Origin of the sequence: Wolbachia endosymbiont of Drosophila ananassae (genome assembly GCF_008033215.1) — a bacterium.
GTDB classification, from domain to species: domain Bacteria; phylum Pseudomonadota; class Alphaproteobacteria; order Rickettsiales; family Anaplasmataceae; genus Wolbachia; species Wolbachia pipientis.
The window spans coordinates 981,576-1,006,379 of record NZ_CP042904.1 but is presented as its reverse complement, the minus strand read 5'-3'; the positions used below and the strand labels follow the sequence as shown (position 1 = coordinate 1,006,379).

The window sequence follows — 24,804 nt, the reverse complement described above, 5'->3', positions numbered from 1 at the left end:
CAAAAAAACTCACGTATCTGGCGTCCCATGTTTAATTTTTTGCACTATGTGCATCTTATGTCTTTATAAAATTTCTAGGTTTTTACCTAATATAAGCTGAAATGCGCTTATAAAGCATTTAAAACATCAAAAAACGCCGATTTAAAAAATGGATAGTGAATAACTAGCTACCCTAGGGTTTCTTTTGCCTTTTTTTCTGTTTAGTAAATTTCTTAAACATTTATGACTAAAGGTTAGTTGCATTAAAAAGCAGCTAAATCGCGGTTATTAAGCGTTTAGAATAAAAAAACGCCATACTTGAAAGTATAATGTAAGTAATTAGCCAACCACGGGGCTTCTTTTGCCTTTTTTTTATTTGGTAAATTTCTTAATATTTATAGCTAAACGACAACCGTCATCCCGCTGCTTGTTAGCGGGATCTCTTGTTAGCGCCGCGGTGGTATGACGTAGGATTGTTGTCATTCCGCTACTTGTTAGCGGCTGAGATACCGCGAATGAATCGCGGTATGACGGTGTAGATGATGGTTAAGTAATTCGTCATCCCGCTGCTTGTTAGCGGGATCTAGAGATACCGCAACGTCTCACCTATAGCCTTCAGTGCTCCTTTTTTTGTCATCCCAGCGTCACGCGTTGGTTTCAACATTATATCATGAACTTTCTAAAATTCATTGAACTGTGCTTTCAAACGGTGGTGCCGGGGTGTGAGTATAATGATTATCAGTATATAAAAGTCATAGCAGACAGACTTGAAGCGGCAAATGTTGGCAAAATGAGGCGAATAATATTCAATATGCCTCCGCGTTCAATGAAGTCCCTGTGCATAAGCGTTGCGTGGCCCGCATGGATACTGGGAAATCAGCCAACTGCAAGAATAATAGTTGCAAGCTACTCTCGGCTGCTTAGCGAAAAGCACTCGCTCGATACAAGATGCATAATGCAGTCTAGTTGGTATAGAGAGCTGTTTCCAGAGGTAGAACTATCCAAAGATCAGAATACCAAATACAAATTTCAAACAGTGCAGAGAGGATACAGAATCGCAACGTCAGTTGGAGGGACGTTAACAGGTGAAGGTGGTGATTTCATCATCGTGGATGATCCACTGAGTCCCGCCCAAGCTTTGAGTGAAACGTTTAGAAAGCGTGCTACAAATTGGTTTGACCAGACTTTAGTAGCCAAGCTCAACAATAGAAAAAAAGGAGTAATTGTTCTTGTGATGCATAGGCTACATCAAGAAGATTTAACCGGGCACCTTCTCTCCAAACCGAAAAACATATGGAACCATACTTGTTTACCGATGATATCTGAAAATAAGGAGATTATCTATTCAATCAAAAAGCCAGCGCCTCCTTTTCTTGTTCCTGTCACCCGAGTAACTACAAATGAGTACAAAAGCTGGATTACAGCATCAAGTGCTAGAATGACACCACCCGTAATATTATACTCAAGAGAAGAAGGTCAGTTGCTATATCCCCTCGATGGAGGAAAAGAAGAAGTTGAGATGATAAAGGTTGAACTTGGAAGTTACGCTTTTGCTGCACAATATCAACAAAACCCTCTGCCACTTTCAAGTGGTATAATTAAACGAGAGTGGCTGAAGCGCTATAGAAATTTTTCTGATAGTCTCTCATATGTCACTCAGAGCTGGGACACTGCAGTTTCAACAAGCAGCATGAGCAACTTTAGCGTCTGCACCACCTGGACAAAAGTGGGCAATAAATTCTATTTACTCGATGTATATCGCGCAAAGCTTGAGTATCCAAAGCTTAAAGAGCAAGTTTTTTCCTTAGCAGCAAGATGGACGCCACACGCAATTTTAATCGAAGCAAAAACAAGTGGTCAGCAATTGGTGCAAGAGCTAAAGACAAACAGTGATTTACCAATTATCGAAATAGTACCACATGATGACAAACTCACTCGATTTTATCAAATTGTTCCGATTATAGAGTCTGGCAAGGTTTTTCTGCCGCACCAAGCAGTATGGCTGAACGATTTTGAGTATGAGATTTTAATGTTTCCTGAAACTCGACACGATGATCAAGTGGATAGTACCGTGCAATATTTGCAGTGGGTGAGAGATAGTAGCTCTAGGGTCGCAGCTTTACGGGCATTGTGATTTGAGTCTACCAGATCCAAGTAGTCAGCTACTTGCATGACACCCTGACAACCGTCATCCCGCTACGTGTTAGCGGGATCTAGAGATACCGCGAATGAATCGCGGTATGACGGTTCGTGGTGGTATGACAGTTCGTGGCGGTATGACGGTTCGCGGCAGCATGACGATAAGGTTTATACCTTGTCATTCCAGCGCGTGACGCTGGAATCCAGCCTTTATTATGCAGCCTGCTTGGTTAAAATTAAGTCTTCTGGATCCAAGTAGTCAGGGCACTGGGATGACAATTACCTTAACAATTTCAAAAGAAGCCTAGTGAGCTATCAGCTATGTGTAGCTAACATTCTGCACGTCCATAAAAAACAAACCTTCTTTTTCGTCTTGAACGCTAATAATAGCGTGAGTGTTAAAAGGTAAAGGATCATTTGTATGTCCATGGCCTACCCCTTTCATTGTAAATACAGGAAAGTTAACACTTTTTGCAAACCTTTCTTTTACAACTTCAACAAGGTTATCGTTATAGCAGTTAACGAAATCCCCAAAGATTACTGCATGTACTCCATCAAAGATGTGAGCTTGTTTTAGGTGATCTAAACTGCGCTCTATTGCGTATGGGTAGACTCTTATGTCCTCTAAAAATAGAATTTTACCTTTCGCATTTATTTGCCAAACAGTTCCTATACTGTTTTCAACTAAAGTCATATTACCACCGATGATTTTAGACTTTAATCTGCCATCTTTTAGTCTAATGCCATTATTTATCGTCTTTAGGTTATCAAATCTGATAGAATCCCGCTTGTTAAGAATTAACTCTTTCAATTTTTCAACAGAGCTTTCAGAAACGGAGTTATTTACTATCATTTCCAACATGGTGCCGTGAAGAGTTTGCCAATCATATTTAGCTTGTAGATGGATGTGCAAGGCAGTTATATCGCTATAGCCTATGAGGATCTTTTTGTTTTGAGCAATCCTTTCTTTTTTATCATTGGGTAACTTTTCTAGATAGGGAATTAACCGAGAAGCCCCTTCTCCTCCTCTGATACACCAGATTATTTTACTATCACCGGTTAGTGCACTAACCAAATCATTTGCTCTGAATTCATCAGAGTTGGAATAAAATGGATTATCATTACTATATATTTTCTCCGAAATATGGGGATTAAAATCCAAAGCTTCTACATATTCTTTTATGGTAGTCAGATCTGATTCTTTTCCCTTGGAGGAAGGAGCAATAATATCAACTTGGTCGATTGCATGAATACTTGTGTTAGCACATAAAGTGAGAATGAAATATAAAAGATAAACAATCATTAAAATATCTTATAAAACTCTTTTTTTAGTATATCATCCAATTCAGAGAGTGGAACTTTCACTCCTAGTTCTTCCATTGACGTGACGCCATAATCTTGCAGTCCACAAGGAATAATACCCTTATAATGAGAGAGGTCTGGAAAGACGTTAAGCGCTATGCCATGATAAGTTACCCATTTTCTTAAACGGATACCAAAAGCTGCAATTTTTTTTTCTACTCCATTGTTATTCACCCAAACACCTATTCTATCCTCTTTAAATTCTCCAAGTATATTAAATTGCTTTAAAACATTTATTATCCACTTACTTAGGTCTCTAATATATAGCTTTATGTCGCATTTATTTCTTTTTTTAAGGTTTAACATTAAATATATGATGCGCTGTCCTGGACCATGATATGTGTATTTGCCACCCCTGCCTGTTTTATATATAGGAAATAATTTTTCAACAACGTCGTCATCTGTTGCACTGATTCCTGCAGTATAAAGTGGAGGGTGCTGGAGTAGCCATACTAATTCGTCTGCTGAATTATTGTGAATTTGTTGAATTTTCTCTTCCATAGATTTTACGGCACAGTTATAATCAATAAGCTGATTAGATATTAGCCATTCTGTCATGTTCAATTTCTTTTCTTTTTAGTATAGCAGTGCGTTCTTTTCCTGTCATCCCAGTGTGTGACACTGGGCGCAGCCTTTCTTATTCCTAATATACTTAATACTAACTTCTGTGCTATTTCTCCTTAACAAACATAGTACATGACAAATGTTTAATTATTTGTCAACACAGGTCCTCTTTACGTATAGGCAACTTTTTTTATTGAAAAATTCAGAAAAATGTTGTATAATTATTAGTAGATTTTAGGTAAAATATATGGCAAACTCAAAATTTAGCATAACTTTCAACAACGAAATTTCAGAGTGTCTTGCTGGACTGGCTAAAATAAGAAATAAGTCCATTAAAGAACTAGCAGAGAAGCTAATACAAGAAGCAATTGAAAATGAGGAAGATAAAATACTAATTGAGCGTGCTGCTAGACGTAATGTTTCAGGTGTGAAGAAAATTAGAAGTGAGGATGTAGACTGGAATACAATATTATCTTCATAGAAAGCGTTCTTGAGAAAGACCTTCCAGCTCTTCCAAAAACAATAAGATTAAGGATCATAAATGCGATAAATAAGCGCCTTACAGTTGATCCCATTAACCTTGGTGAGCCATTATATTACAGATTTAAAGGACAAAGAAGATTAAGGGTAGGTGATTATCGCGTTATCTATTCCGTAAATATTATAAAATATGAAGTGGTTATCACAGAGATAGGACACAGAAAAGATATTTATAAGTAAGTACATCATATAAATATTAAATATATTTTTACTCCTTCCTGATTCATTTTCTACCTTAGGTGGCTTCGCTCAGCTCAAAAAAAAAGCTCATTCTTTTTGCTACCCCTTATTGTGCCTGCCATTTAACTACTGTGTAGAGATTGCTCTCAAACATAATGTTCGTACGTTAGTATATCCTTCCTGTGACACCAATTGATATAATTCTACCACAAATTCAATTTTTTAGGAGGCACATATGAATTTCAACATCTTTCAAAGAAAAAAAAGCGCAGTATTTACTAAATATTCTGCTTTGCAGCTAATGATGGAGCCAAGTTGGAGTAAGCGTGATTATGTAAGTTTTGCTGAGGAAGGTTACATAAAAAATGTTATTGCCTTTCGAGCAATCAATATGATTGCAAGTGCTGCATCTTCGGTACCTCTTACTCTCTGCCAGCTTACTGACCAGGGAAAATCGCAACTAAAAGCCCATCCATTACTGAAATTACTTTATTCTCCTAACCCAATGACATCAAAATCGGAATTTATTGAGGGGATTGTAACTTATCGGTTAGTTAACGGCAATTCTTATATATTGATGGTTGAGTCGCAGAACAATAGAAAACCACCAACAGAGCTTTATCTTCTGCGCCCAGATAGGGTTGAAATTGTTCCAGGGAGAAATAACGTTCCTTATATCTATCGTTATGCCATAAATAACAACAGTTATGACTTTAAAGTTGATAAACTAACTGGATGTTCAGCAGTGTTGCACTTAAAGACCTTTAATCCTTTGAATGATTGGTATGGGCTATCACCAATTGAGGCAGCTGCATATAGCATAGATCAGCATAATCAGGCGGGTGCTTGGAATCAAGCGATGTTGCAAAACGGAGCAAGACCAAGTGGTGCAATAGTTGTGAAATCAGCGAAAGATGGAAGTGGTGGAAGTTTAAGTCAAGAGCAGTACCAACGCTTAAAAGCGCAAATAAATGATCATTATTCAGGTTCTATAAATGCTGGAAGACCGATATTGCTTGAAGGAGGCTTGGAGTGGAAGGAAATGAGCTTATCACCAAGGGATATGGATTTTATTGAGTCCAAACACAGTTCAGCTCGTGATATTGCCCTGGCTTTTGGCGTTCCGCCGCAGTTGCTTGGCATACCAGGTGATAACACTTATAGCAATTTAGTCGAAGCACGCCTGTCCCTTTGGGAGCAGACGGTTTTACCAACGCTAGAAAATATTATCTGTCACCTGAATTCTTGGCTGATACCAAGATTTGGTGAAGATCTGTGCTTGTCGTATGACAAAGATACAATAGAAATTCTCATGGAAAAGAGACAAAAGTTGTGGAAATACGTAGAAAATGCAAGCTTTATGACACTCAATGAAAAAAGGGAAGCATTTGGCTTGCCACCACAGCCAGGTGGTGATAAATTGAGTTGAAGTTTTGATGTTTATTACTTATAGCTAAACTGACTTAGATTTATCGACAATTTGAAAAACCGTCATTCCGCTACTAGTTAGCGGAATCTATACCGCGAATGAATCGCGATATGACGTAGGGTTGCACTAGCTATAGCAACTTTGTCTGCGCAACCATTTTTTACCGCACCATTGAACAGATACGCTTGAAGATATCCGTTCAGATAAGTTTATTGTCCCCTAAACCGTACACGCCTAACGAGCTACCGCTAGAGCTTGTGAAAAATTCTCTATTTTTATTCCCTTTAATTTACTAGATAAATTATCTACAAGCAAATCTGATTTAGTACAGATCTGCTCTATTTTTTCAGGAGATAAAGAAGAATCTAATTGATTCGCTATACCAGACACTCCATTTAAAACTACTCCAGCACCATATGGTACATATGACACAGTATATATAGCACCTGACGTAAGATCTAGCAAATTCTGAGAAGCAGTGATCATCTTGTATCCTACTGTATTTTTATCTTTTTCTTTAATCTCCTCAAGTATCTTTGATGCACTACAGGGAATATAAGATATACCAGCTATACCATATGAAGCCCCATTTAAGGCGTACGATACAACTACCGTTGTTGCTGATAGTGCTTTGGCTCCATATTTTGCAGTATAAAGCAATGGCTTAAGGGCATAAGAAATAGTTTTACCTTGTAATTCAGATTCAAGCAACGAATTTAGTTCTTCTTGTGTTGCTGCACATTCAAAAAATTCTTCCTCATCAATTTCTGCAAGATCAATCTCCTCAAAACCCTCATCAATATCTACAAGAGTCACTGTTTCTTTTATAGGGCTAACTTCTACATCACTCTCATCAATTTCTGCAAGATCAATCTCCTCAAAACCCTCATCAATATCCACAGGAGTCACTGTTTCTTTTATAGGGCTAACTTCTACATCACTTCCAATAACACTTGAATTTTTGCCAAAAAGATTCGAAAACATACTAAACATTTTTTTTACCTACAACTTAACGCTCATATCAATATATTAACCTAATATTAACCAGGTGTCAAGCACATATGACTCTTATAAACAGATGTTAGTAAATCAACTATTTTTCTTGCCAACCAGAGCGGTGAAGATTTGGTCTACATCAAAACTCATCTTAGGACGCCAAATAGGGCCATCCAAATGCATATCGATATAGATTGGATTACTATAGTTTGGTGGTATGAAAAAGAACCTGAATATAGAAGCTAAAGCGAAGTTAGATAAGGTTAAATTAGAAGAGATTGACCCTGATGCTTGATCAATCCCGAACTGTAAACTAGTTGAACATATACCACTCTTAATACTTGCTTTTCCGCTAATATTTTCAAAAAATGTTTTACCATTATATATATCAATATAAGCAAGTGTGGAAATTTCAGATTTATTCTTACTGCTTAACAAATTAGTGATAAATGAATTGAAATCTACATTAGTAACTTCTATTCCTTGCGCTTGTAAGTTTACATCTCCTGATAAGTTACTAGCCCAATCATGAAAACTTTTTCCTTGAGTTTTGATTTCACCATTTAAGCTTACCTGACCATTTACATTGTCAATTCCTATAACCTTACCAATCTTTTTAGTGTCCAAATTTACAATAGAAAACCTTGTATTTATTGAGTCTGATCTTAAATAACCCTGAAAAAACACTTGCCCGTGTTCTAATACGTAACTTGCCTGCCTGATAGTGATAGTGTTGTTTCTCATTACCGCATCCAAATTAAAATCTTTCAAAACATTCTGCTTGGTTTTAAATTCTGCAGTATTGATTTGCACATTTGCATCAAAGCCTTCTTTGTCATCCAAAAAATCAAGCTGCTTTGTTGACCATTGAATTTGATCTATCTCATTTCTTGAATTTCTTTTCGTCTCTACTAAATTTGGTAATGTAATAATTTTTCCATTAAATTTACTGCCCGTAAGGTTAACATCTAATAAAGGTTTGGCGTATTTTTGATCTGCTAATATTTTTGCATTACCGGTAATATCGAAATCTTCTCCAGATAGTTTTATTTTATCTGCAACTAGCTTACCTTTTTCCATTTTCAGCAAAAAATCCAAATTTTTAATTTTCGTATCATTCAATGTAAGGTTATTAACACGGGCCTTTATATTTGCATCATACTGAAAATTTTTCAGCCATTGCATTTTAGGTAAACTGCTAAATAATGAATGATCATATTTATCTGCATCAAGATTATGCATGCTAAATTCACCATCGACCACACTGCGTTTTTTTGTGTGGCTTACTCTAATTGACCCTTGCAAGGATTCCTTATTATTTAGCAGTCTAATGTCTGAGATAGATAATATTCTTGGTGCAAGGTGCAGTTTAGAACTTAGTGTAAATTGATTTTTCTGGTTTTCTTTCATCTTTATAGAAGGGAAAAAACATGAAATGAATGACCCAAAATCATTTCCTTCGACTAATAAATCGCCGTTGAATTCAGATAGGACATTATTGTTTGAGATCTCTCCTGATAAGTAAGATATATTATTGATTCCAGGAAATTTAAGAAGCGTATTAACTTTTACTTTGCCATCAGTGGATTTTAGTACAGCACGGAAATTGTCCAATATTTTGTTTTGATATTGAATGTTAGAAGCTTCCATATTAAAATTTAAGCTCAAGTTCTTTGGCACAACTGCTCTAAAACATTCCAGAAGATCCTTCATATTCATTGTTCTTTGTGAATCATTTTGTATGGAATCTAAATCAACTTTACTGAAGCTAATATTGAAATTAGTGTGATTGCCTTTTCTATCATTTTGTATTGTACCACTGGCTTGCATGCTTTTGGAATCAATTTTTAAGTCAGTTGCCGTAAACTCACTTTCATTAAGACTTATATTGGATGATATCTTGATATTTTCGCTAGGAATAACATGAGAGAGAAAGCTAAGATTAATGATTTTTGCTAAATCACTCACAGAACCGGAACTATTATTAATCGTTAGTGTTAAATTACCCTGGAGTTCTTCTTGATTTCTATTACCTGTAAATAGCAAATTTACAAAATTTGATTCAACACTAATGTGTACATTCTTTTTTGTGATATCAACCTTTCCTGAAAAATCGTAATTATTGTCACCTACCTTTACTTTACCAGAGAATTGCCTGTTTTTTTTTACAGCAACCTCCTTTATGTTAACAATATCAGCGAAATCACTCTTAAAACTTACTTGGCTGTCTTTTATTACTATATCGACTGTGTTACCACTGGCTTTTGTATTTATAATATTAATTAAATTTTCTTTATTGCTTTTCATGCCAAACAATGTGATTGACTTTGGTTGCAACGAAAATAAAAACAACGATAGGAACGATGGTCTTATTTCAATTTTTCTTACACTAATTAAATCTGATAACTTTTGCTCTTTATTTTCGTTGTATTGTACATATACATTATAAATAGTGAGCTTTGGAGTAATGAGTGAAACTTCAACTTTCCCTCCAATATGCACTTTAGCATCATACGTCTTCTCCAACTCTTTTATGATATATTGCCTGTAGCCACTCCAATCCTTAAAAGTTGCAGCAACATGAAGAAGGACTAATACTAAAGAAATTGATAATATGGCGTATAAAGAAAGTTTCATAGTAGACCTCTCATTCCGGCATCTCTTCGTCTTGTCATCCCAGTGCCTATTCCTGTCATCCCAGCACCCACTCCTGTCATCCCAGTGCTTGACACTGGGATCCAGAAAATTTGATTAGACATTAAGTTGGTTAGCAAAAAAGTAGCTAATCTTATGTTAAAACACAACATTTTTGATGAGGTTGCATGAGAAGCTGGATCCAAGTAGTCAAGCACTGGGATGACACCCTTCCCGGTGGAAATTGCTTTCAAATCACAACACTCATACAGTTGTATGTGTGACACTGAAATCCAGTGTGACTTAAACAAGGTTTTCCAGATCATACAATCAACAAAATTTCTGGATCCCAGTGTCAAGCACTGGGATGACACCGTTTGCTGTTCCTTTAGCAAAAGATCTGGTTTATACATATTTCAAATTATTCAAACTTCCTCTAAAAGTTAAGTAAAGAGTACCAAAATAAACAATAACACTCAAAGCTATTAAAGTCGCTAAATAAACAATACGAGCCAACATTTTATCAAAAAATAATCCTGCCAACAAAGAATTAAAAATATAAAGGGCTATTGACATGACTGCCGTTGCTACAAAAATTTTCATGATATTTAACAATAACGCTTGGCTAACCTTATACATCTTATTTATTGTTAAATAACTAATTAATAGAATGGAGTTTATCCAAGTGGAAACGGAAGTAGCAATAGCAATCCCCGTATGCTGATACTTGTTCATTAACAAAAGGTTTAGCACTACATTAATTCCAAGACACATTAGCGAAAATATGGTTGGTATTTTCAGATTGCCTTTAGCAAAAAATGTAGGTAGCAATACTTTATTTATAATAAATGCAGGTAAAGAAAGAGAAAATGCTATTAAAGTGGGAACAGTTTGCTGCACTGCATAATGATCAAACCGGCCGTAAGAAAAAAGCGTAAGTAAAATTATGTCGGGAATAATGATAAAGGCAGCAGTTGTTGGCATAATTAACATTAATCCTATGTTGAGAGCCTTGTTCTGTATTTTGACTATATTTTCAGTATTATTCACCTGTTTTGAAATTAGAGGAAGAAGCACTGTACCAATTGCAGTACCGATTATTCCCTGCGGTAGTTGATTTAGTCTATCGGCATAATATATATAAGACACCGCATTTGGTATAAAACTTGCCATTATTGTATCAATCCATAAGCTTATTTGAGTTACACAATTGTTGATAATTGCAGGTATCACACGCTTAAAAAACAACCTTACTTCATTGCTTAATTCAAGGCTAAAAGAAAAAGCTGCCTTTAACTTGTATGCACTAAATAGTATCAAAAGTAGCTGGAAAATTCCTCCTATAAGAACAGCTATAGAAAGGTTGTGCGCTGGAGTTTTTACGTAAGGCACAAACAAACTGATGATTAAACAGAGATTCAAAACGATTGGTGCAATAGCTGTTGAAGCAAAATGCTGCTTTACTTGCAGCATTCCACCAATAAGTGATGCAATTGAAACAAAGATTATGTAGGGCATCATAATTCTTGATAAAGTAACAGTAAGGGTAAACTTACTTTGGTCAAATCCAGGAGCAAAAATTTGAATCATATAAGGGGAGAAAGTTTGCATGATAAGGCAAAAAATTACTAAGATAATAAACGTAATGGATATTACACTACTTGCAAAATTAAATGCCTTCTTATTATCATATGATTCTGTCGAGTATAACGGTATGAATGAGGTAGTGAACGCTCCTTCTGCAAAAAATGCTCGAAATAGATTGGCAAAGCGAAACGAAGAAAAAAATATGTCTGCAAGAGAGTTTGCACCAATAACTGTAGCAATCAATACATCTCTTATTAACCCTGAGATCCTTGAAATAGCCGTAAAAAAACTAAATGTGAAAATACTTTTAAACATACCACTACTTCATTAGTGTCAATACAATTAACTATAATGGTAAAAGTATCAATGAAAATATTTATTGGCTAAACTTAAAACCCTCTGCAAAAGGAGAGTTAAATAATCAATTGACTATTTGCGCTCTTATGTTAGAAATTTTATATCTTGGCGGGCGTAGCTCAGTTGGTAGAGCGTCAGTTTGTGGTACTGAATGTCGCCAGTTCGATCCTGGTCGCTCGCCCCACTAAAACCCGATAATTTGAAAAACCGTCATCCCGCTGCTTGTTAGCGGGATCTAGAGATACCGTGACGGTATGACGTGGGGTTAGCTATACATTAGCCACTGATGATTGAAATAGTTAATTACTGTAAAATTTGACATTAACCGCTAATAGTTAGAATATTAGTAGAGTAAGAATTACTCAAGAAGGCATGCATAAATATGATGTAGTAGTAGTAGGTGGTGGTCATGCAGGGTGCGAAGCGGCTGCTGCGGCAGCTCGCCTTGGTACAAACACGCTGCTTATAACTCATAAAATTTCAACTATAGGGGAAATGTCCTGCAATCCAGCAATCGGAGGAGTTGCAAAGGGTGTTGTAGTCAGGGAAGTTGACGCTCTTGATGGAATAATGGGAAGAGCAATCGACCGAGCAAGCATACACTCAGTCATTTTAAATAGCAGCAGAGGTGCGGCAGTGTGGGGACCACGTGCACAGGCAGATCGAAAATTATACAAGCAAGCAATACAGGAAATTATTCTAAATTATAACAATTTGACGGTAAAAGAAGAGTCAGTTGACGATTTCCTTATAGAGAGTAATAACAATGGAGAATTGTGCATTAAAGCTGTAATAACAAGCTCAGGGGAACATATACTAACAGGTAAAGTCGTTTTAACCACAGGAACTTTTCTGCAAGGTGTAATTCATATAGGAGAACAAACAACCCCTTCAGGGAGAATGGGAGATAAGCCTGCAGTAGAACTTGCAAATACGTTGAATAAATATGATTTTAGATTAGGTAGACTGCGTACCGGAACTCCACCAAGGCTTGATCGTGGCACTATAAATTGGTCAATATTGCAAGAACAAGTGGGTGATAATCCACCTGTGCCGTTTTCTTATCTCACAGAAAAAATTAACCAACCTCAGGTATCATGCTTTATTACCCATACTAATGAAAATACGCATAAAATAATTAGAGAAAATCTTCATAGGTCAGCTTCTTCGTATCTAAGTGACGTTGTTGCGCCAAGATACTGCCCATCCATTGAAGTTAAAGTGAAAAAATTCGCAGAAAAAAGTAGCCACCAAATATTTTTAGAACCAGAAGGCCTGGATGATGATACTGTATACCCGAACGGAATTTCAAATTCATTGCCCATTGAAGTGCAGCGTGAAATGATAAAGAGTATCAAGGGACTTGAAAATGCAGAAATACTAAGACCTGGATATGCAGTTGAGTATGACTATATTGACCCACGAGAGCTGTTTCATACTCTTGAAACCAAGAAAGTCAAAGGCCTATATTTTGCTGGCCAAATTAATGGCACCACTGGATATGAAGAAGCAGCAGGGCAAGGAATTATCGCCGGAATTAATGCAGCACTCTCTGCATTTGAAAAAAAAGAAAGCTTTGTTCTCCATCGTACAGATTCGTATATCGGTGTAATGATAGATGATCTAGTCACTAAAGGGGTGATCGAACCTTATAGATTATTTACCTCGCGTGCAGAATATAGGCTAGCTATCAGGTCAGACAATGCAGATAGAAGATTAACACAAAAAGGTTATGATATTTCCCTTGTTTCGCATGAGAGATACTCTGTTTTACAGAATAAACTTGAATCCATTAAGCAGCTTGAAGAGAAGTTAGGGAGTCTGACGATTACTCCTGAGCAGCTTAGGTCTTATGGTATCAAAATATCTTATGATGGGATAAGAAAAACGGCACTAGATTTACTTAGCTATCCAAACATCGACTGGAATAAATTACAAGAAATATGGCCGGAGTTAAGCAGCGTCACGCGCTGGAATGACAAAATGGGACACACCAAAGCGGATAATAGAGCTAAGAATGAAATATGCGAAGCGGTTGAAATTGAAGCAAAATACAAACCTTATCTAATAAGACAAGAAGCGGATATGAAGTTTTTACGAGAGGAAATTAACACTCAAATTCCAATTGATTTCAACTATTCACAAGTTAAAGGCCTGTCAAGTGAAGTAATAGAAAAGTTGCAGACGATAAAACCAGCGACGATTGGCATTGCAAAGCAAATACAAGGCATCACTCCCGCAGCGATAGTGAGCATATTAGTGTATTTGAGAAACAGGAAAACGAAAGTGGCTGCTAATTTTGTATGAGGTGTTCTATGTCAAAAATCGAAGAATTTCGTTCTTTTATGCACGAGATAAACGTTGATGCATTTATGTTGCATACTAAAGATGAATATTTAAATGAGTATTCAGAGGAGCTAACAAAGCTGTGTGGCTTTACAGGAACAAATGGGCTACTTATCGTTACAAAAGACAACAAGTGCCCATTTTTTACGGATGGACGCTATATCACACAAGCTCGCAATCAGCTCGATCGGGGCAATTTTCAAGTATATAATATACAAGAAGAGGATCCACGCGAATGGATAAAAGCAAACTTAACATCGACTGCCTCACTAGGTTATTATTTGCAATATTTTACCATAGAAGATATAAGAAAGTATGAGAATATCTGTAAATTAATACCCTGTTTAGCTGGAAAAAAAAGTGACTATCGAAAACAAGCAGTGGTTTTACATTCTATTGAACATGCTGGTGAAAGTAGTAAGGACAAATGTGAAAAAGTCGCTAAAAGTATAGATAAAGAAGCTGAAGCAGTGCTTTTAACTGATCCAAATTCAATTTCATGGTTATTAAATTTAAGAAACGAAAATGCTAAATATACTCCATGTATATTGGGTCGTGCTATATTGTATAAAAGCGGTAATGTTGATTTGTTTATTCAAGATAAAGAACATTCAACTATAGAAGCAAATTTAGGCAATCATATAAATATTTTTGATATTAGTGAGCTAGAAAATTCGCTGCACAAGCTAAATTCAATAGTCATGGATCCAAGCACAACTCCAATGAGTATCATGGCTGTAATAAAAGATAAACAGGTAGCTGAGAGAGAAGATCCTTGTCTAATTTATAAAGCAGCAAAAAACCAAACTGAAATAGCTGGGGCTATAAATGCGCATATCAGAGATGGAGTGGCAGTTACAAATTTTCTATATTGGCTTGAAAATAATGTTGGTACAGAACTTGAAGCTGAAGAAAAGATTTTAGAATACAGAAAAGAGCAGAATTTGTTTAAGCAACTAAGTTTTCCAACAATTTCAGCATTTAATGAGAATGGAGCAATAATTCACTATCGTGCAAGCAGTAAGACGAATAAAGTAATTCAGAAAGATGGACTGTATTTGATTGACTCTGGTGGCCAGTACCTTGACGGCACAACTGATGTGACAAAAACTGTAGCAATTGGCAATCCAACTGATGAACAAATAACCCACTATACAATAGTACTCAAAGCTCACATTGCTATAGCAAGTGTCATCTTTCCTCCTGGCACTACTGGTGGAGAATTGGATATATTAGCACGTACGCATTTATGGAAATTTGGAATGGACTATATGCATGGTACAGGGCATGGAGTAGGAAGTTACCTATCAGTACACGAAGGACCACAAGCAATATCAAAGGGAAATAAAGTGAAACTCACGCCAGGCATGATACTATCCAACGAACCTGGCTATTACATTCCGGGAGAGTATGGAATAAGGATTGAAAATCTGATGTATGTTGATAAACATAAAAATGGTTTCTTGGGATTTAAACAACTAACCTCTATTCCATATGATAGAAGGCTAATAAGTGTGCAAATGCTTACTAAGGATGAAATTGAATGGATAAATGGCTACCATCAATTTGTCTATAAAAACTTAGAAAATAGCGTCAAAGATAAGGAGTGGTTAAAGAAAGTATGTGACCCTTTATAAGCAAAGGAGCATTTTTTATTATTTAAAAAGTATTAATGCAATTGTGACAGGTATTTTGTATTGTTTTTAATTTTAAAATAATATATAATAAAGGACACGTATTTTTAGGTAGGTTATAATTATGATAGACAAAGGGCAAGAAGATGAATTTATGAAGCAGTATATGGATACTTGCAAAGAGCAAATAGAAAAATTAGCCAAGGATCCTGAATTGCTTAATCAGGCTTTAAAACCATTTATGCAAATGTCTCAGCAGCTTATGGCTGGCGGTATGTTAGAAGGGGCTATGCCTGGCATGATACCTGATTTGGGCAGTATGGATGTTAACAAGATGATTGCTCAGATGAAGGAAATGATTGACTACATAAGAGGTAACTATAAGGAACTAATGAAAGAGCGCAGCTCGCAGATTCAAGAGCTTAATGAATCCAGTAAAAAGCTAAGAGGCTTAGTTAAAAAATTGATAGAAAAGATCGAAAGTAAATAAATAACATCTGGATTTCTGTCATTCTATATACAACTTTCTAGTTGGACGGTAAGTCGAGGTCAATTATTGATGTCATGAAAGTAGCTGACACTGGTTCCTTTATGACGGCAGTGCCCAGAGGTGTCATCCCAGTGCTTGACACTGGGATCCAGTTCTTATTACCTGGTGTAAAGTTAAGTTTCCTGGATTCCAGTGTCAAGCACTGGAATGACAGCAATCCTACGTCATACCGCGATTCATTCGCGGTATCTTAGTATAGATTCCGCTAACAAGTAGCGGAATGACGGTTTTTCAAATCGTCGATGAACCTAAGTCACTTTAGCTATAGTATCGGGAACGTAATTGCACATTGGTTTTACAAATTTGAAAATTAGTGTTAGATAAAAATATAAACGCAAAAGGAAAAAAAATGATTGAACTTAGAGGTCCAGAAATTTGTGCAGGCGGAAATAAGAAAAATTTGATTGTTTTTTTACATGGTTGGGGCTCAAGTGGCGATAATTTCATTCACCTTGCTAAAGTTATGAGCAAGTTTTTACTGGGTTCATATTTTGCAGTACCCAATGCTCCGTTTGAAAGAGAAATAGGTGATGGTTATCAGTGGTTCAGCTTGGAAGATCGTAGTGAGGAAGCGCTATATAATGGAGTAAAAAATGCTACATCAATTGTAAATCATTTCATTGATACAAAATTAAAGGAGCTTAATTTAAAAGATACGCAACTTTCTTTAGTTGGATTTTCTCAAGGAGCAATGCTTGCAATACATACAGCTCTCACCCGCTCTCAATCCTGTGCATCAGTTGTTGCATACTCTGGTAGATTTCTTTCACCTTCAAAAACTGCACCAGAGATCAAGTCAAAACCTAACATATGTGTTATCCATGGTGATGCTGACGACGTGGTACCTTTTTCGTCCCTCGACTTAGCGGTTAAAGCTCTGAAAGAAAATGGAGTAAATGTTGAAGGACACCCAATTCATGCATTAGGGCATATTATTAATGAAGAGGGAATAAAATTAGGAGTAGAATTTATCAAGAAGAATTTTAAAAATTAATTTTCATGCACTTGTTTTGCTTTGGTTATGGATATGTAGCTAAATTTTTATCGAAAAAATTACTGAACTTAGGTTGGAAAGTCAGTGGCACATCAAGAAGTAAAAATATACAAGATGTAATCCTCTTTAATTATGAGAAAGTTAGTCAAGATCTGCTTAAAAGCGCAACGCACGTTTTAATTTCTATTCCTCCAGATGGCGATGATGTTGTGGAGAGATACGGTGATTGTCTGCAAAATGTAAAATGGCTTGGTTATTTGTCTGCAACTAGCGTCTATGGTGATCACTCTGGTAATTGGGTGGATGAGGAATCTGAAACAAGACCTATAGAAATCAGAGGAGAAAAGCGCCTTAAATCTGAAAAGAAGTGGCTAAATAGCAAACTGCCTGTACATATTTTTCGTTTAGCTGGAATATACGGTCCTGGTAGGAACGTGTTAATTGACTTGCAGCTTGGCAAAGCAAGAAATGTGAAAAAAGAAGGGCATTTTTTTTCTCGTATTCACGTTGAAGATATATCGAATATTTTATTTTCTTCCATGCAAAACATAAAACCTGGTGAAATATACAATTGTGCAGACGATTTACCCACTACACAATCTGAAGTGGTAATATATGCGACCAAACTTCTCAATGTTAGCCCTCCAGAACCAATTGAGTTACCAGATTATGCACAGAGTTTTTATTTAGGATCAAAGAGAGTAAGTAATGTTAAAATTAAAAAAGATCTTAATGTCTCTCTAATTTATCCTAACTACAAGGTGGGATTAGAGAGTTTGCACGTAAACAAAACTGAAATCACATCAGAATGATAGATAGGCTTATTGTCACTGCCATTAAGTTAAGGAAAGAATGGTTAAAAACTGAACTAAAAAGTCAGAAATAATTAAGGATTTATGACAAATGCTGAAACAGAATAGAGTAAACTTTAAAGCAGATAAACTCTGAAGTGTAAATTACTTAAGAAATAGTGACCTTACCCAGAAAAAGTGGAGAGAAAGAAAAGAGTTTTTTCGGGTAAAATAAAATTTTGGAGGATTAGAAATGGCAAGAGAATATACGGCAGAATTCAAATTGGAAGCTGTTAAGCTGGCAAATGAACAAAGAAAGGTAGGTCAACCAGTTGCAAAAGTAGCAAGAGATCTAGGAATAAGGGATAGTGTATTAGGAAAATGGATGAAGAAATATAACGAAAAAAAGTCAGCGGCAAATGCATTTCCAGATGTAGCACCTTATGACAAAGAGAGGTTTGATTTACAAAGCAAGAGTAACAAGGGAAAGAGACATTTAAAAAAAAGCCCTGGCCAGTCAAAAAGAGTAAAATATTTTTTTATATAGTAACTGCTATAAAGTACAGGAATTATGTAGGATTTTCTGCTAGTGGCTACTATAAGTGGACCACAAGAAAAATAAGCAGTAGAGAATCAGCAAATAAAGAGCTACTCGAAGCTATTCAAAAAATATATCAAGTTTCTAAATGTAGATATGGAGCTCCTAAAATTCATGCTGAATTGAAGGCTTTGGGTAAAAGTTGCAATTTGAAAACGGTGCAAAGTATTATGCAGAAAAATGACATCAGGGCTATACTGAGAAGAAAGTTTAAAATTAAAAAACAACAAACAGATAATAGAGCTGTAGCTCCCAATATACTAGATCAAAACTTTATTGTTGATCAACCAAATAAAGTATGGGATTACTTACATCAAAACCAAGGAGGGATGGCTATATTTGGCAGCAATAATTCTCACGTATGGTAGTTAATGAGTAGTGCAATAAATAAACAATTGGTTATGAACTCTTTATTAATGGCCATTAATAGGCGTAAACCTGTTAAAAATCTACTGCTGCACAGTGACCAAGGTTCACAATATACTGCGCAAGGGTATCAATATCTCTTAGCTGTAAAGAATATAGATGAGTAATAAAGGCTGTTGTTACGACAATTCTGTTGCAGAAAGCTTCTTTAGCTCATTGAAAAGAGAAATACTTATTGATACTTCACAACACTCTGCTCAACACACTAGAACTGCAATATTTGAATACATAGAAATTTTTTATAACAAACAACGTCACTATTAACTATTGCATTCCAGAACAATTTGATGCATCATTCTTTTTGTAAAAAACATTCCACACTTTCTCTCCACTTTTTCTGGGTAAGGTCAAATTTCTTCTACTAGGTTTTAATATTACATATGTGTACATCCCCATCATGAATGCTATTTTCGGTAAAATCTCTTACAACGCTCAAAAGCAGAAAAACAAAAACTTGATTTTCTCAGCTAAATAGTGGACCATCAAAAGCACGCATAAATATCTACAATGAAAGAAAAAACTTTCACAATCATCGATGGCTATGGTTTTCTTTTCAGAGCTTACTATGTACTACCTCATTTAATTACCACAACAGGAATGCCAATAGGTGGTGTATATGGCTTTCTGAATATGGTTCTTAAGTACATTGCCCATTCGGACTATTTAACTATAGCACTTGATGCAGGAAAAAAGAATTTTAGGCACGATTTATATCCTGAGTACAAAGCGAACAGAGTAACGCCTCCTGAGGATCTAACTCCACAGTTTACCATACTGAGGGAAGCGGTAGAAGCTTTTAACCTCAGCTATGAAGAGATTGAAGGTTATGAAGCAGATGATATAATCGCAACACTAGCTGCAAAATACGCCAACCACCAAGACTTTAAAGTGGTAGTCGTTTCATCAGATAAAGATTTGTTCCAGCTTTTGAATTACAATATTCTAATATTTGATCCTATTAAAAATATATACATAGATGAAAAACAAATAGTAGAAAAATTTGGTGTAAATTCAAACAAGCTTCTTGATTTATTTTCTCTAACTGGTGATGCATCTGATAACATTCCAGGCGTTCCAGGAATAGGCCCAAAAACTGCCACTAAATTATTAGATGAATTTGATTCATTGAATAATATTATAGAGAACATTGATAACATCGAGCAAACGAGGATTCGTAATATTCTTGCTGAACATAAGGAAAAAGCGCTAATTTCAAGAGAACTTTTATCACTATGCGAAAAAGTAGACCTTCAACATGATATTGCAAAATGTGAAGTTCGCCCTCCAAATATGGAAAAACTATTATCCTTTTTAAAGAAGTATGAATTCAATTCTTTAATAGGTAAAATGGAAAAGCTTTTTTCCTATAATGGGTCTAGCACAAAAGAGAAAATAGAATATAGTAGTGAAGAGTTAGAGAAATTTTTGGAGCATTGTAGATATGAAGGCAAAATTGCAATTCATTACCACCTTGAAAACAATGTATTAAGTCTATCTTATAGCGAAAGTAATATTTTTTATATAGAGCAAGACAGCATACAAGATGCACTTATTACAATTAACTCAACTTTACTCTCAAATGGAGTGCTTAAAATAATACATAACATTAAAGAGATCAGGAAAATCTTCCCTGCAACAGAGAAGATGTTAGATTCAGTTGATGATTTGATGATAATGTCGTATAGCTTGGATACAGGAAAACACGATCACAGTATTCCAAACATAGTTGCGCATAATTTGAGTGAAAATGCAGAAATTTTCTCGGCAAAAACTTTAATAGCAATTCATGAAAAGCTAAAGCAAAGGTTATTTCAGGAAAAATTGTTCACAATTTACGAGCGCTTCGATAAGCCACTTATGAAAGTAATATTTGATATGGAGAAAAATGGGATATTACTGAACATACAAAAATTACAGGAGCTGTCCGATAAATTTCAGCAGGTAATTGCCGTGCTTGAAGATGAGATATATAATTTGGCAGGAGAAAGATTTAATATTGCTTCGCCAAAACAATTAAGTGATGTTTTATTCAACAAAATGGGGCTTAATAAAAAGAAAAAGTCAAAAAAATCTGGATCGTATAGCACCAATTATGAAGTTCTAGAGGCACTCGAAGAAGAAGGGGTAGAAATCGCAAGTAAAATCTTAAATTGGCGACATTTAAGTAAATTAAAAGGCACCTACACTGATGCATTAATAAAGCAAGTTGATCCACTTGATGGTAGAATACACACAAGCTTTTCAACGACTGCAACTGCAACTGGAAGGCTGAGCTCCAGCAATCCTAATTTACAGAATATTCCTATCAGAAGCGAAGAGGGAAATCTTATCAGACAAGCATTTATTGCGCCAAAAGGGCATAAGATAATTTCTGCTGACTATTCACAAATAGAATTGAGACTCCTGGCACACGTTGCAAACGTTGCAGCATTTAAAGAAGCTTTTGCAAACGAACAAGATATTCACGATATCACCGCTAGGCAAGTTTTTGGAGTGCAAGAAATAGATGAGCAATTAAGACGCAAAGCAAAATCCATTAATTTTGGAATTATATATGGCATTAGCCCATTTGGTCTTGCAAAGCGGCTTGGAATTACCATTGCGGAGGCTGCTGAATACATTAATTACTATTTTTCCTGTTACCCAGAAATAAAGGTCTATATGGAAAAAGCAGTGTCTATCGCAAGATTGCATGGTTATGTAGAAACTTTGTTTGGCAGGAGATGCTTTGTGAGAGACATAAATAATACAATTCCTTATGTAAGACAATTTGCAGAAAGGGCAGCAATAAACGCACCACTGCAAGGCACCGCCGCTGATATAATAAAACGTGCGACGATTCAGCTTTTTGACCAATTAAAAGTAGGTAAAATAATCCTCCAGGTTCACGATGAACTACTGGTTGAAGTAGAAGACGAAAAGGTACAAGAAACAGCAAAACTTATGAAAGATATAATGGAAAATGCAATAGAAATTTCTGTACCACTTGAAGTAGAAATAAAAGTTGGCGACAACTGGGGTCTAAATTCCCTTAATTATGACTTAAACATCGTGAATTCTAGGAGTATAAATCATTTGAACTAATACGAAAAATATGTTAGAATAGAACATAGCAAATGCAAATAGGTCAGCCATGACAGGCCCACAAGTAAAAAGTTCAAAACCTCCAAAGTTACCTACTCAGGTAACTAACGAAGATGAGAAAATTTTTGAAAAAGAGGAACATCAGGTAATCCATGATGCCTTTATACAATTGCTAAAAAACAAAGTACAACCTAAAGAATTAAAGGAAGATGACGAGGCAGTACTCGCTTTCATGCTAAGTCAGAATCAAATTATATTCAATAATGTCAAGCTAGAAGATGTAGAACCACTCAGTGAAGAGAATTTTTCTCAGTTTTTACTTTCCGTATTTGAGAAAATTAGAGAGAAAAAATTAGCTAATGAGGAGAATCTCAAGAATGGTAAAATAAAAGAAGTAGTAGATGACTGTGTAGCTGATATACGCGGTACAGAAGCTAAAGATTCATCCATAAAGTTTGTATTGGAAATGCTGCTGCTGCTAATTGGAGGGATCAAAATAGACCCGAAAAATATTTCTGGCTCCTTTATGGATGGGATGAAAGAAAAAATACCATTCTTAGGTAAAGATAAAAAAGAAGAGGATGAACCACCACTCAGTGATGAAGAGATGGTAACAACGTTCTTAAGCAAGATCTTTTTTCCTGTCCTTCTTTCCACTATTCCAATGTTAATTTTTGGTCCTACTACACTCGGAGTAGTTCTTACTGCTATCGGCACAATATTTGCCATAAAAGGAGGAGTGGAGGTTCTTTTTTCAAATGACAAAAAAGGTACTTTGTATAACCCTCATTCACGGGATGAAAAGGAAAGAAAAGAATGGGGTAATGAAATTAGCGATGGCATCAATAAAATTTTAGGAACCCCAGTCGAGAAGGCTAAAGGGAGTGAGCAACCCATTTCTGTTTCTGAACAAATTTCCCAAGGAAAAGAAAAGAGTGAACAACAACCTGTTCCTGAGCAAATTTCCCAGAGAAACAACAGGGAAAACGAAAAGAGTGAGCAGCGCGATCAATCTTGGACAGGAAAGGAAAACAAACGAAGGGAAGAACCACAGAGCAGCAAAGGTAAGACTACTCAGGTTTGCTAAAAGTGAATTGTGTAAGAGATCTGCTATTATTCTATAGCACATACAACAGGAGTATGGTCAGACGGATTTTCTAGCTTACGCAATCTATCATCTATGTAGCATGTTTCCAATTTATCTACAGCTTGTGGTGATAACAGCATATAATCTATTCGCATTCCTTGATTATTTCTGAGTGAATTGCCTTGATAATGCCACCAAGTGAATTGTTGCAAATTTGGGTGAGATATTCTAAACGCATCTTTAAACCCAAGATTCAAGATCGCTCTTAACTTCTCACGTTCTCTTATATGAAAGCACACTTGGCCATTCAATAAGTTTGAATCAAAGACATCAATTTCATCCGGTGCAACATTATAATCGCCAGCTATAATAGTTAACTCTTCATTCTTTAACAAAGTGCTCATCCTTTCATATAGATTATCAAAAAACTTGAGTTTATATTCAAATGCTTGAGAGTCCGGGCTTTGACCGTTTGGAACGTATACACTTCCCACCCTTACCTTCTGATTATTGTGCTTTATTATGCACTCTATATAACGCGCTTCTTGATAACCTTCTACAATGTCAATTTTAAACTTTTCCAGTATTGGATATTTAGATAAAACACAAACGCCATTTCTTGCAACTTGTCCATAGATAGCATATTCATATCCTAACTTTTCTATCTCTGCATAAGGAAATTGCTCTTCCGTACATTTTATCTCTTGCAGCAAAACTATATCTATCTGACTATCAACTATAAAACTACAAAGTTGATTAACTCTTTTACGTATGGAGTTTACGTTCCAAGTTGCAATCTTTAGCATCAGCAATCCTTATTAATTATATCAATTAAACTCTCCCCAGTAGGCAACCTCGATGTTATAATTTTTTTCCACTTGATTAACTTTAAACTATCAGCAATGTTTTTACTCATGGTATATGCAACTGTATTATTCATCACATGAGATAGCCCACTTTTTAGAACTAATGAACAAAATACCCTTGCTGTCTGTGAGGAAAAAAAAGCAACGCTATCAATTTTACCATCCAACAGTAAATTTTTACACCTATTAGTTAGACTCCTTTTAATGATTGTTTTATAGAGTACAACTTCTCTTACGTTAAAATCTTCTTCAGATAATCTCTTTTTGAGGTCACATGATACTTCTTGTCCCCTTATATACAAGAACTTTATTGCGTTTGAATAATGAGCTTTTATGAATGATATCAGACCATCAACGTTGCTGTCTGCTGAGATTATATCAGAAAATCCCAAATTTTTTGCAGCCTGCATGGTTGAATTACCAACTGTAATAATCGGAAAGTCATCCTCTTTGCATATTTGACTAAAAGCCTTTACACTGTTTTTACTTGTAGATATCACAACGTCAAATTCGTACGCAGATATATCAGGATTTAAGTACTTTATTGTGAATACTGGTTCTATATAAACTTTGTATCCATACTTTCTCAATATATTTCTTGTATTGAACGAATCCAATAAAGGCCTCGTTAATAAAATAGACTTCATTCTGATTTATTTTA

20 protein-coding genes, 1 tRNA gene and 1 pseudogene are annotated in these 24,804 nt (G+C 35.7%); 14 read left to right on the top strand and 8 right to left on the bottom strand.

Going from position 1 to position 24,804, the window contains the following annotated elements:
- Positions 1 to 649: 649 nt before the first annotated feature.
- The gene (terL, locus tag EA652_RS04920) at positions 650 to 2,113 is read left to right on the top strand and encodes a phage terminase large subunit (RefSeq protein WP_121721691.1); all 1,464 of its coding nucleotides are present in this window, start codon (positions 650 to 652) and stop codon (positions 2,111 to 2,113) included.
- A 324-nt stretch (positions 2,114 to 2,437) separates the two neighbouring features.
- Here the strand turns inward: terL and EA652_RS04915 are convergent, their stop codons facing one another.
- Both EA652_RS04915 and lipB read right to left on the bottom strand, forming a co-directional pair.
- The gene (locus EA652_RS04915; protein ID WP_007549259.1) at positions 2,438 to 3,421 is read right to left on the bottom strand and encodes an LD-carboxypeptidase; all 984 of its coding nucleotides are present in this window, start codon (positions 3,419 to 3,421) and stop codon (positions 2,438 to 2,440) included.
- Positions 3,421 to 4,038 (bottom strand): lipoyl(octanoyl) transferase LipB, encoded by a 618-nt coding sequence (gene lipB / locus EA652_RS04910; protein ID WP_007549260.1) that lies wholly within the window; start codon positions 4,036 to 4,038, stop codon positions 3,421 to 3,423. The genes EA652_RS04915 and lipB overlap by 1 nt, the downstream gene beginning before the upstream one ends.
- Before the next feature lie 253 nt (positions 4,039 to 4,291).
- On the opposite strand from lipB, the gene EA652_RS04905 reads away from it, so the two are divergent.
- From EA652_RS04905 to EA652_RS04895, 3 genes are all read left to right on the top strand, one after another.
- On the top strand, positions 4,292 to 4,525 hold the full coding sequence (locus tag EA652_RS04905) for a DUF6290 family protein (protein ID WP_012673333.1): 234 nt from the start codon (positions 4,292 to 4,294) through the stop codon (positions 4,523 to 4,525).
- Complete coding sequence (locus EA652_RS04900; protein WP_080717643.1) at positions 4,501 to 4,764, top strand: type II toxin-antitoxin system RelE family toxin; 264 nt, start codon at positions 4,501 to 4,503, stop codon at positions 4,762 to 4,764. The genes EA652_RS04905 and EA652_RS04900 overlap by 25 nt, the downstream gene beginning before the upstream one ends.
- Positions 4,765 to 4,999: 235 nt before the next feature.
- Positions 5,000 to 6,193: a phage portal protein gene (locus tag EA652_RS04895; protein WP_007549262.1), complete on the top strand. Its 1,194-nt coding sequence runs from the start codon at positions 5,000 to 5,002 to the stop codon at positions 6,191 to 6,193.
- 234 nt (positions 6,194 to 6,427) lie between these two features.
- Here the strand turns inward: EA652_RS04895 and EA652_RS04890 are convergent, their stop codons facing one another.
- The 4 genes from EA652_RS04890 to murJ form a co-directional block, all read right to left on the bottom strand.
- Entirely contained in the window at positions 6,428 to 7,186 is a 759-nt protein-coding gene (locus EA652_RS04890) for a hypothetical protein (RefSeq protein ID WP_039963943.1), read from the bottom strand.
- Positions 7,187 to 7,282: 96 nt separating this feature from the next.
- Positions 7,283 to 9,826: an AsmA family protein gene (locus EA652_RS04885; RefSeq protein ID WP_007548930.1), complete on the bottom strand. Its 2,544-nt coding sequence runs from the start codon at positions 9,824 to 9,826 to the stop codon at positions 7,283 to 7,285.
- A complete protein-coding gene (locus tag EA652_RS04880) occupies positions 9,823 to 10,236 on the bottom strand; it encodes a WPE palindromic element domain-containing protein (protein ID WP_084741758.1) in 414 nt (137 codons plus the stop codon). The genes EA652_RS04885 and EA652_RS04880 overlap by 4 nt, the downstream gene beginning before the upstream one ends.
- Complete coding sequence (gene murJ / locus EA652_RS04875; RefSeq protein ID WP_006280233.1) at positions 10,229 to 11,725, bottom strand: murein biosynthesis integral membrane protein MurJ; 1,497 nt, start codon at positions 11,723 to 11,725, stop codon at positions 10,229 to 10,231. Before murJ ends, EA652_RS04880 begins: the two co-directional genes overlap by 8 nt.
- 150 nt (positions 11,726 to 11,875) lie before the next feature.
- Here murJ and EA652_RS04870 point away from each other — a divergent pair.
- From EA652_RS04870 to EA652_RS04815, 10 genes and pseudogenes are all read left to right on the top strand, one after another.
- A tRNA-His gene (locus EA652_RS04870) sits at positions 11,876 to 11,951 on the top strand.
- A gap of 188 nt (positions 11,952 to 12,139) precedes the next feature.
- Positions 12,140 to 14,074 (top strand): tRNA uridine-5-carboxymethylaminomethyl(34) synthesis enzyme MnmG, encoded by a 1,935-nt coding sequence (gene mnmG / locus EA652_RS04865; RefSeq protein ID WP_007548926.1) that lies wholly within the window; start codon positions 12,140 to 12,142, stop codon positions 14,072 to 14,074.
- A gap of 8 nt (positions 14,075 to 14,082) precedes the next feature.
- Positions 14,083 to 15,750 carry an aminopeptidase P family protein gene (locus EA652_RS04860; protein ID WP_007549330.1) on the top strand — a complete coding sequence of 556 codons (1,668 nt, stop codon included), beginning with the start codon at positions 14,083 to 14,085 and terminating at the stop codon, positions 15,748 to 15,750.
- Positions 15,751 to 15,871: 121 nt separating this feature from the next.
- Positions 15,872 to 16,237, top strand: a complete 366-nt coding sequence (locus EA652_RS04855; protein ID WP_012673332.1) for a hypothetical protein — start codon at positions 15,872 to 15,874, stop codon at positions 16,235 to 16,237.
- Positions 16,238 to 16,311: 74 nt separating this feature from the next.
- A complete protein-coding gene (locus tag EA652_RS04850) occupies positions 16,312 to 16,491 on the top strand; it encodes a hypothetical protein (RefSeq protein WP_167376004.1) in 180 nt (59 codons plus the stop codon).
- Positions 16,492 to 16,646: 155 nt separating this feature from the next.
- Positions 16,647 to 17,291: an alpha/beta hydrolase gene (locus tag EA652_RS04845; protein WP_006280463.1), complete on the top strand. Its 645-nt coding sequence runs from the start codon at positions 16,647 to 16,649 to the stop codon at positions 17,289 to 17,291.
- A 5-nt stretch (positions 17,292 to 17,296) separates the two neighbouring features.
- Positions 17,297 to 18,103 (top strand): SDR family oxidoreductase, encoded by an 807-nt coding sequence (locus EA652_RS04840; RefSeq protein ID WP_006280462.1) that lies wholly within the window; start codon positions 17,297 to 17,299, stop codon positions 18,101 to 18,103.
- A 232-nt stretch (positions 18,104 to 18,335) separates the two neighbouring features.
- Positions 18,336 to 19,413, top strand: a pseudogene (locus EA652_RS07665) (IS3 family transposase).
- A gap of 200 nt (positions 19,414 to 19,613) precedes the next feature.
- Entirely contained in the window at positions 19,614 to 22,190 is a 2,577-nt protein-coding gene (polA, locus tag EA652_RS04820) for a DNA polymerase I (RefSeq protein WP_012673331.1), read from the top strand.
- A gap of 49 nt (positions 22,191 to 22,239) precedes the next feature.
- Complete coding sequence (locus EA652_RS04815; RefSeq protein ID WP_012673330.1) at positions 22,240 to 23,277, top strand: hypothetical protein; 1,038 nt, start codon at positions 22,240 to 22,242, stop codon at positions 23,275 to 23,277.
- A gap of 26 nt (positions 23,278 to 23,303) precedes the next feature.
- Here the strand turns inward: EA652_RS04815 and EA652_RS04810 are convergent, their stop codons facing one another.
- Complete coding sequence (locus EA652_RS04810; protein WP_006280373.1) at positions 23,304 to 24,083, bottom strand: exodeoxyribonuclease III; 780 nt, start codon at positions 24,081 to 24,083, stop codon at positions 23,304 to 23,306.
- Positions 24,083 to 24,790, bottom strand: a complete 708-nt coding sequence (locus tag EA652_RS04805; RefSeq protein ID WP_006280372.1) for a uroporphyrinogen-III synthase — start codon at positions 24,788 to 24,790, stop codon at positions 24,083 to 24,085. Before EA652_RS04805 ends, EA652_RS04810 begins: the two co-directional genes overlap by 1 nt.
- Between the last annotated feature and the right edge of the window lie 14 nt (positions 24,791 to 24,804).